Annotated in this window: 5 protein-coding genes and 2 pseudogenes; 3 read left to right on the top strand and 4 right to left on the bottom strand. The window is 46.4% G+C overall.

Features of this window, described 5'->3' with window-relative positions:
• Positions 1–141 precede the first annotated feature (141 nt).
• The 3 genes from tnpC to tnpA are packed head-to-tail and all read right to left on the bottom strand — an operon-like array spanning position 142 to position 2537.
• Positions 142–1734 (bottom strand): IS66 family transposase, encoded by a 1593-nt coding sequence (gene tnpC, locus ACJHYR_RS26185; protein ID WP_059328229.1) that lies wholly within the window; start codon positions 1732–1734, stop codon positions 142–144.
• A 30-nt stretch (positions 1735–1764) separates the two neighbouring features.
• On the bottom strand, positions 1765–2115 hold the full coding sequence (gene tnpB, locus ACJHYR_RS26180; protein ID WP_000624717.1) for an IS66 family insertion sequence element accessory protein TnpB: 351 nt from the start codon (positions 2113–2115) through the stop codon (positions 1765–1767).
• Positions 2112–2537, bottom strand: coding sequence for an IS66-like element accessory protein TnpA (tnpA, locus tag ACJHYR_RS26175; protein WP_000422741.1), 426 nt, complete (start codon positions 2535–2537; stop codon positions 2112–2114). The genes tnpB and tnpA overlap by 4 nt, the downstream gene beginning before the upstream one ends.
• An 85-nt stretch (positions 2538–2622) precedes the next feature.
• Between tnpA and ACJHYR_RS26170 the strand changes: the two are divergent.
• The 3 genes and pseudogenes from ACJHYR_RS26170 to ACJHYR_RS26160 all read left to right on the top strand — a co-directional run.
• A pseudogene (locus ACJHYR_RS26170) lies at positions 2623–3858 on the top strand (IS3 family transposase); the annotation flags it as partial.
• 61 nt (positions 3859–3919) lie between these two features.
• Positions 3920–4165, top strand: a pseudogene (locus ACJHYR_RS26165) (IS91 family transposase); the annotation flags it as partial.
• Between the two features lie 584 nt (positions 4166–4749).
• Positions 4750–8247, top strand: coding sequence for an autotransporter outer membrane beta-barrel domain-containing protein (locus ACJHYR_RS26160; RefSeq protein WP_001360336.1), 3498 nt, complete (start codon positions 4750–4752; stop codon positions 8245–8247).
• A 21-nt stretch (positions 8248–8268) separates the two neighbouring features.
• Here the strand turns inward: ACJHYR_RS26160 and ACJHYR_RS26155 are convergent.
• On the bottom strand, positions 8269–8491 hold a 223-nt coding region (locus tag ACJHYR_RS26155), incomplete at its 5' end, for an IS1 family transposase (protein WP_001395339.1).

Below are 8491 nucleotides of genomic sequence, written 5' to 3'. Positions count from 1 at the left end.
CTGGCGACAGCCTAAGCGGCTGCTGACCTCCCTGACCATGCTGTAAATCTCTTTATCCTGGTTGTCACAGAATAAGCCCGGTAAAATACGGGCTTATGAACGACATCTCTTGTAAGCGTCAACGGAGCACCGTATTGACGCTTATTTATTGGTGAGTACTACGTTCCATGGCAGGAGTTCGTCAACACAGTTGGAGGGCCATTCCGGCAGTACGCTCAGAATATGGCGCAGATACGCTTCCGGATCGATACCGTTCAGACGGCAGGTGCCGATCAGCCCGTACAGCAGTGCTCCACGCTCGCCGCCGTGATCGCTACCGAAGAACACGTAATTTTTCTTTCCGAGACAGACTGCACGAAGCGCTCTTTCCGCTGTGTTATTGTCCGCTTCTGCCAAACCATCATCACTGTAATAACAGAGGGCGTCCCACTGATTCAGTACATAGCTGAACGCTTCGCCCAGTCTGGATTTTTTCGACAGCGTGCCATTCTTCTCCACCATCCATTCATGCAGCGACGTCAGTAACGCTTTGCTTCGCTGCTGCCTGGCTGCAAGACGCTCTGACTCTGGTAATCCCCGTATTTCATCCTCGATGGCGTACAGTTCACTGATTCGCTTCAGGGCTTCTTCTGCCGTCGCACTTTTGCTGCTGATGTATACATCGTGGATTTTTCGCCGGGCATGGGCCCAGCACGCAACTTCTGTCAGTGCACCACCTTCACGTTCTGCACTGAACAACCTGTCGTAACCTGTGAACGCATCCGCCTGCAGGATACCCCGGAAGGGGCGAAGGTGTTGCTCCGGGTGTTTCCCCTGCCGGTTCGGCGAGTACGCGAACCAGACCGCTGGAGGAGATGACGAACCCACATTGCGATCATCCCGGACATACGTCCAGATACACCCTGTTTTCGCCTTTTTCTGACCCGGTGCCAGTACCTTTACCGGTGTGTCATCAGTGTGAACCTTGCGGGTATTCATTACATAACGGTACAGGGCATCATTCACCGGTGTCATTAACTGGCAGCACGCGTCAACCCAGTTGGAGAGTAAGGCCCGGCTCAGTTCGACACCCTGGCGGGCAAAGATTTCACTCTGACGATACAGTGGCAGATGTTCGCAGTATTTTCCCGTTAACACGCGGGCAAGTAATCCGGGGCCCGCGATACCACGCTCTATCGGGCGGGACGGCGCCGGTGCTTCAACAATACAGTCACATTTTGTACAGGCTTTTTTTACCCGTTCTGTGCGGATCACTTTCAGGGCACTGCTCACCAGTTCCAGCTGTTCAGCGCTGACTTCCCCCAGATAATCCAGCTCACCGCCACACTCCGGGCAACAGCTTTCTTCTGGCTCCAGGCGGTGTATTTCACGGGGAAGGTGTGCCGGTAACGGACGACGATGGCGCGACTGTCGCAACTGGCGGGGAACCTGAGGATCGTCTTCCCGCCCACTGTAACGATCGCTGTCCTGTTCACGTTGTTTCAGCAGAGCCTCAGCCAGTTCAACTTCACGACGCAGTTTTTCAGAACGGGTACCGAACAGCATCCGGTGCAGTTTTTCTATCTGAGCCCGCAGATGTTCTATTTCCCGTTCATCTTCTTCGATCTTTTCTTCGGCACGTGCCAGTGCAGAGCGCAGGAAGGCCTCCGTCTCTTCAACCAGACTCAGTTGCTGGTCTTTCTGACGGAGCTGGCTTTCCAGTTCTGCAATGCGAATGAGGTATTTCTGACTCATGGCCGTTTTTATAATGCGGCCAGGCGTTTTTTACAACATTGTCAGTGCGTTAAGGCGGAATGTTTTTGGCTGACGCCAGTCCAGCTTATCGAGGAGCATTGCCAGTTGCGAGCGGGTAATGGATACCTTGCCGTCACGTACCGCAGGCCAGATAAACTGGCCTTCCTCCAGGCGTTTGGTGAACAGGCACAGACCATCAGCATCAGCCCAAAGAATTTTAACGGTGTCACCCCGTCGGCCACGGAAGATAAACAGGTGACCGGAGAAGGGATTATCATTCAGCACATGTTGTACCTGTTCTCCCAGTCCGTTGAAGGATTTACGCATATCGGTAACGCCGGCAACGAGCCAGATACGGGTACCTGATGGGAGTGAGATCATCTTCCCCTCCCGGTCAGTTCACGGATCAACACCGTGAGCAGCTCTGGCGATGGATTTTCCAGCGTCATGTTACCGTGACGGAATTCCACCTTGCAGGAACTGGCACTGACTCTGGTCTGAGTGGAAGTGGATAAAGACGGCGCAATGGCCGCCACAGGTTCTTTCTGCTCATCCGGCGTTATTTCTACAGGTAATAATTCAACGCCAGTGTCAGAAGAGGTCGTTACCGGAAGACGCCGCGAAACACGCCCTTCGTTCTGCCAGAGCCTGAGCCATTTGAAAATAACATTATCATTGACGCCATTTTCACGTGCAATCTGTGCAACACAAGCTCCAGGTTGTGATGCCAGTTCCACCATACGAAGTTTGAATTCATTCGAATAGTTTTTACGAGGTTCTTTTCGCCAGTCCTGTAATTCCATACTTAGATGTCCGTCTATATCAGATGGGCGTCTAAGTTACCAATTCTCGTCTGATGGCTACATACGGCGGTCAGTTTACGCTTACCTTTATCCCGACAGACGACGTATATTTACCAGTAAGGCCAACCCGGTTGCGCCCTTTGAACCAGAAGTCAAACGTCAGGCTGTCATGGCACTCTGTACACGACAAGTATCAGCCAGTGAAATCGCCAGGCGTATTGGTGTCAGTCGTGCGGTATTGTATAAATGGAAAGATAAAATTATCGGCAACAGTGCTTACCAGACTATGCGTAAACATAACGAACCTTCCCTGGAGGCAGAACGCGATGCGTTGCGGGAGGAAGTCGCCCGACTGAATCAGGAAATACGCCGCCGGCAGATGGAGCTGGATATTCTGAAAAAGGCGGAGGAAATCATAAAAAAAGACCCGGGCATCAGTATCAGTCACCTGAACAACAGAGAGAAAACGAAGATCGCTGATGCCCTGAGACAAACATATCCCCTGACAGAATTACTGCATGTTCTGGGCCTTGCCCGTAGCAGTTATTTTTATCACCGGGCTGCACTGAAAGCCGGTGATAAATACGCCACGATACGTACGATGCTGACAGATATATTTAACAGTAATTACCAGTGTTATGGCTATCGTCGCCTGCATGCGATGCTCAGGCATGAGGGGGGGCGGCTATCAGAAAAGGTTGTACGCAGACTTATGGTGGAAGAACAGCTTGTCGTCAGCCGTAACCGTCGTCGCCGCTACAGCTCATATTGCGGAGAAATCGGACCGGCTCCGGATAACCTTATCGCCAGAGATTTTAAGGCGGAGCAACCTAATCAGAAATGGCTGACAGATATCACGGAGTTCCACCTCCCTGCAGGTAAAGTCTGGCTATCATCGGTGGTGGACTGCTTCGATGGAAAAGTTGTGAGCTGGTCTCTCAGTACACGCCCCGATGCTGAACTGGTCAACACTATGCTGGATAGCGCTGTCGAAACGTTAAATGCTGGCGAACGACCGGTGATACACAGTGACAGAGGTGGGCATTATCGCTGGTCAGGCTGGCTGGAAAGAGTGAATGCAGAAGGTCTTATTCGCTCAATGTCCCGCAAAGGATGTTCACCTGATAATGCGGCATGCGAAGGCTTTTTCGGCAGACTGAAAACGGAAATGTATCATGGGCGTAAATGGTCGGGCATCACGCCAGAAAAGTTCATGCAGCAAGTGGATACTTACATCAGATGGTATAACGAGCGGCGTATAAAATTATCGCCGGGTGCAGTCAGCCCCAAAATGTACCGCCAACAATGCGGGCTGGAATGATAAAGCAGTCCAGGAAATCGTCCGCATCCCCAGAACGGTCAAACATCGTGGCGTTGACAACGGGTTCCTGAGTCCGGTGAAGCGCCGGTTACTGGAAAATGTTGTGTACGTCATAACAGAAACGGAGAGAAAAACGGCGATGCAAATCAGGCGGAGAAGGGTGTATCAGCGGTTACTGAAGGTTGACCCGCTGAAGTGCATCCTGTGCGGAGGTCAGATGCGGTTTACGGGGCTGAAGCGGGGCTACCGTCTGGCAGAGCTGGTCATGATGCATGAGCCACTGGCACGACAGCGGGTATACAGCTGAGAGCCGCAGAGGGGAAGTTGCGTCCATTTTTTGAGGAATGGAGCAAAAAATCATCACAGATATAAAAAATCAATCAATGAAAGCCATTTAATTGCCGGTGCATTGTGGATGCAGTCCTCATGGTACGTAACCAGAGTTGAATAAACATCCATTTTTTTGTGTTTTTTTAACCTCCCCGGGTTTTTAATTCCTGTCGATTAAAAGTGTTAGATTATTTGGTTAAGAGTTCTCTCGTCCTATTTATTCAGGCGTTATCACGGATATGCAGATCGCTAAGTCAGTTGTAAGAAAACCAGACAGTGCACATCATTATACCTAGGTCTTCTCTGGAAAAATACTTAGGAATAATTTATGTAAAACAGGTTGTCGTCTTCATGATTTAAACGCAGTACATATATATACTCTATAATAAATACAGGGAGTATCACGAGACGTCTGGATAAGAGGAATAACCAGAATAAATTGGTAAGGAATAAAGACACTTATTTCTATTGAGAAAAAACATTCATCCTGATGTGATTAGTATCAATGAAATAATGTGCTTGTATGGTTGATAAAAAATGCATCACTAAAGAAAAAACAGTATGAATAAGAATATACGAATTTTACAATTTCTGGTCAGTATACTTTATTCTGTGCAGTCTCATTTTTCTGGTGCGCAAACAATACAACTGAATGGTAATGGTATACCTGAAAGTATAACCAGGAGTATTACAGGTGTTGATGGAAACGCGGCGCTTAATATCAGCGTGCCGTATAAAACAAGTTATACTCAAAATATACTATCTGTTGAAAGCAGTATTAACATCAAAGGAGGAACAAGCAATACATCAATCGGTGGTGCAGGTGTCTACGGTGAAAACTTTACGCTAAATAATAATGGTAGTGTTTGGGGAGGAGATGGATATAATGGTGGAATTGCTGTTAGTGGCAACAAAATATCTATAAACAATTACAGAAATGTATATGGGGGTAATGGTCTTGGTGGCTCAGGAAGTAGCGGAGGTGCAGGGTTAAGCGGGGATGATATTATAGTTGATAATTACAGAAGTATATACGGAGGTGATGATGTAGGTGGGACAGGTGGTTCCGGTGTAACCGGTAGCAATATTACAGTGCATAATTCCGGAGGAATATTGGGCGGTAATGGCGTAAACGGTGGTGATGGTATTAATGGTAGTAATCTTTTCATTACTAACGACAACATGATATCTGGAGGATATGGAATAAAACAAGGGGGAGATGCTATTTCTGGAAATCAAATCACTTTGAATAATAACGGTATTGTTCAGGGGGGATATGGCCCCGACGGTGGTTGCTCTGTTTATGGAGAAGATATCCATATTAATAATCATGGTAATCTTTCAGGATTATATAATAGCCAAAAAGATGCTTATAATACATCAATAATTTTTTCTGGCGGGTATAATTCATTAGATATTTATTCAGATTCTGTGATTAATGGTGATATTAAACTAGCTAGTATACCTGTTAATGGTACAAATGAATTAATTATTAAAAACATCAATAACGCAACAGCAATTAATGGTGGGCTAATGATTGGGAATGGCTCATCTGTTTATCTGTCAGGCAAGAACTCCATTTTTAACGGAAATATAAGTATTGATGAAGACGCATCTATGAACCTGTCTGTAGGAAATGCTAATGTTCACGCAAATACTATTACATTAAAAAGTGATTCATGGCTTAATATAGACACATCAATTAAGAACTGGACTCAGGACTATTACACATTATTGTCGTCAGACACAGGTATCTCGATCGCTGATAATAGTCACATTGTACAATACAATGTATTACTGACAGAAGGTGCTGAAAGTTATGTTTATACGTCTTTAAATGACGACGATAACAAACTGATATCCATGCTGAGATGGAATAATACAAAAGGGATGGGATATGGAACCTTTAATATAGAAAAAGATGCCACTCTGAACATAGGCGTTTCTCTTTCCGATAATCTTTCACCTTTATTATATGATGGCTGGGACGGCAAAAGTCTGACAAAATCAGGTAATGGTACTCTTATACTTTCTGCAACAAACAATTATACAGGAAATACAGAGGTTAAATCTGGCGTATTAATTCTTGCTGCACCTGATGCTCTTGGTCGGACTGAGTATTTATATTTATCCCGTGGCGCAGAACTGGATATGAATGGGTATCCTCAGACAATAAGCAAACTACTGACGGCTGCAGGCTCTGTGCTGAACATTCATGGCGGAAGTCTGATACTGAATAATGGAGGAGAATCTGCAGGTACTATTGCAGGGGATGGTTCTCTGAACATAAATGGGGGAATGCTTGATATAACGGGTAATAATCGTAATTTTTCCGGTGTTTTTACCGTGAATAAGGGGGCTCATTTGGCTGTATCCACGGCTGATAATCTGGGGACAGCCTTTGTTGATAACTATGGCACATTAACTCTGAACAGTACATCAGCATGGCAGCTTACCAACAATATCAGTGGTTATGGTAATGTTCGCAAGACGGGAGCAGGTGCACTGAACATTAGCGATAACGCAAAATGGACCGGGATGACAGATATTATTCAGGGGACAGTGATACTGGGGAACGCAGATTCACCGGTGATGCTCGGCAGTAACCAGGTCATTGTTGAAGAGCAGGGCAAACTCTCCGGGTTTGGGGGCGTTGCAGGAAATCTGAGCAATAGTGGTATAGTCGATCTCACTACATATATGCCGGGTAATATACTGACTGTCGGAGGGAATTACACTGGCAGAAATGGACTTATTCTCCTCCAGACAGAAACAGGTGGTGACAATTCGAAAACAGATCGTCTGGTGATTAAAGGTAATGCCAGTGGCCGTACCCGTGTCGCTGTTACTCAGGCCGGTGGTACTGGTGCAGAGACACTTAATGGGATTGAAGTGATTCACGTCAGTGGCAATGCTGATAATGCTGAATTCATTCAGACGGAACGTATTACAGCCGGAGCTTATGATTACATACTGAAACGTGGTCAGGGGATTAACAGCACTAACTGGTATCTGATTAGCAGAAAAGACATTCCTGTACCACAACCTGAAGCTGTACCGGAAAGCCATGATAATAATTTGCGTCCTGAGGCAGGTAGCTATGTTGCCAGTATTGCTGCTGCAAATAATCTGTTTGTAACGAATCTGTATGAACGACAGGGACAGGAGTTGTATATCAGCCACATGACAGGAGAAGAAAATGAAGCAGGTATCTGGATGTATAATAAAGGAAAACATAATCGCTGGCGTGACAACAGTAGTCAGCTGAGAACCCGGGGGAATAGCTACGTTGTGTTAATAGGGGGAGATATAGCTCAGTGGAGCCTGAATGGTACCGATCGCTGGCATACAGGTATGATGGCTGGCTATGGTCATAATAATAACAGTACGAATGCCCTGAGCACCGGATACCATTCGGAAGGAAGAATGAATGGATACACAGCGGGTCTTTATGCAACATGGTATGCCAATGATGAAACACACAATGGTTCTTATCTTGATAGCTGGCTGCAATACAGCTGGTTTGATAATCATATAAATGGAGAACGGCTGCCTGCTGAGTCATGGAAGTCAAAAGGGTTTACGGTATCTCTGGAAGCAGGATATTCATGGAAGGCTGGAGAGTTTACCGACAATTACAAGGGAAGTCATGAATGGTATGTTCAGCCGCAGCTTCAGGTTGTCCGGATGAATGTAAAATCAGACAAATATCATGAAAGTAACGGAACCAGTATTGAAAATACCGGTAACGGAAATATTCTCACCCGCCTGGGAGCAAGAACATGGCTTACCAGCAAAAACGGTAAAAATACGCGGTATGCGGTTCCGTTCAGACCATTTGTGGAGGCACACTGGTTGCACAATAGTCGTGTTTTCGGCACCAGTATGAATGGTGTAAGTATATACCAGGATGGTGCGCGTGATATCGGAGAAATAAATGGTGGTGTTGTGGGAATGATAACACCAGAAGTAGCATTCCGGGCTGATGCAGGCATTCAACTTGGAGAACATGGATACCATAATACATCTGCCATGTTGAGTGTGGAATATCGTTTCTGATGTGTCGGTAATGACTCCAACTTATTGATAGTGTTTTATGTTCAGATAATGCCCGATGACTTTGTCATGCAGCTCCACCGATTTTGAGAACGACAGCGACTTCCGTCCCAGCCGTGCCAGGTGCTGCCTCAGATTCAGGTTATGCCGCTCAATTCGCTGCGTATATCGCTTGCTGATTACGTGCAGCTTTCCCTTCAGGCGGGATTCATACAGCGGCCAGCCATCCGTCATCCATATCACCACG

It is taken from the genome of Escherichia sp. WS1450, from assembly GCF_046487395.1.
Lineage (GTDB): Bacteria > Pseudomonadota > Gammaproteobacteria > Enterobacterales > Enterobacteriaceae > Escherichia > Escherichia coli.
This window is presented reverse-complemented; position numbering and strand designations above follow the sequence as displayed.

Bases quoted from the DNA above. Each gene is read 5' to 3' on its own strand.
- tnpA (WP_000422741.1), bottom strand. From the start codon at position 2,537: ATGGAATTACAGGACTGGCGAAAAGAACCTCGTAAAAACTATTCGAAT.
- tnpB (WP_000624717.1), bottom strand. From the start codon at position 2,115: ATGATCTCACTCCCATCAGGTACCCGTATCTGGCTCGTTGCCGGCGTT.
- tnpC (WP_059328229.1), bottom strand. From the start codon at position 1,734: ATGAGTCAGAAATACCTCATTCGCATTGCAGAACTGGAAAGCCAGCTC.
- ACJHYR_RS26160 (WP_001360336.1), top strand. From the start codon at position 4,750: ATGAATAAGAATATACGAATTTTACAATTTCTGGTCAGTATACTTTAT.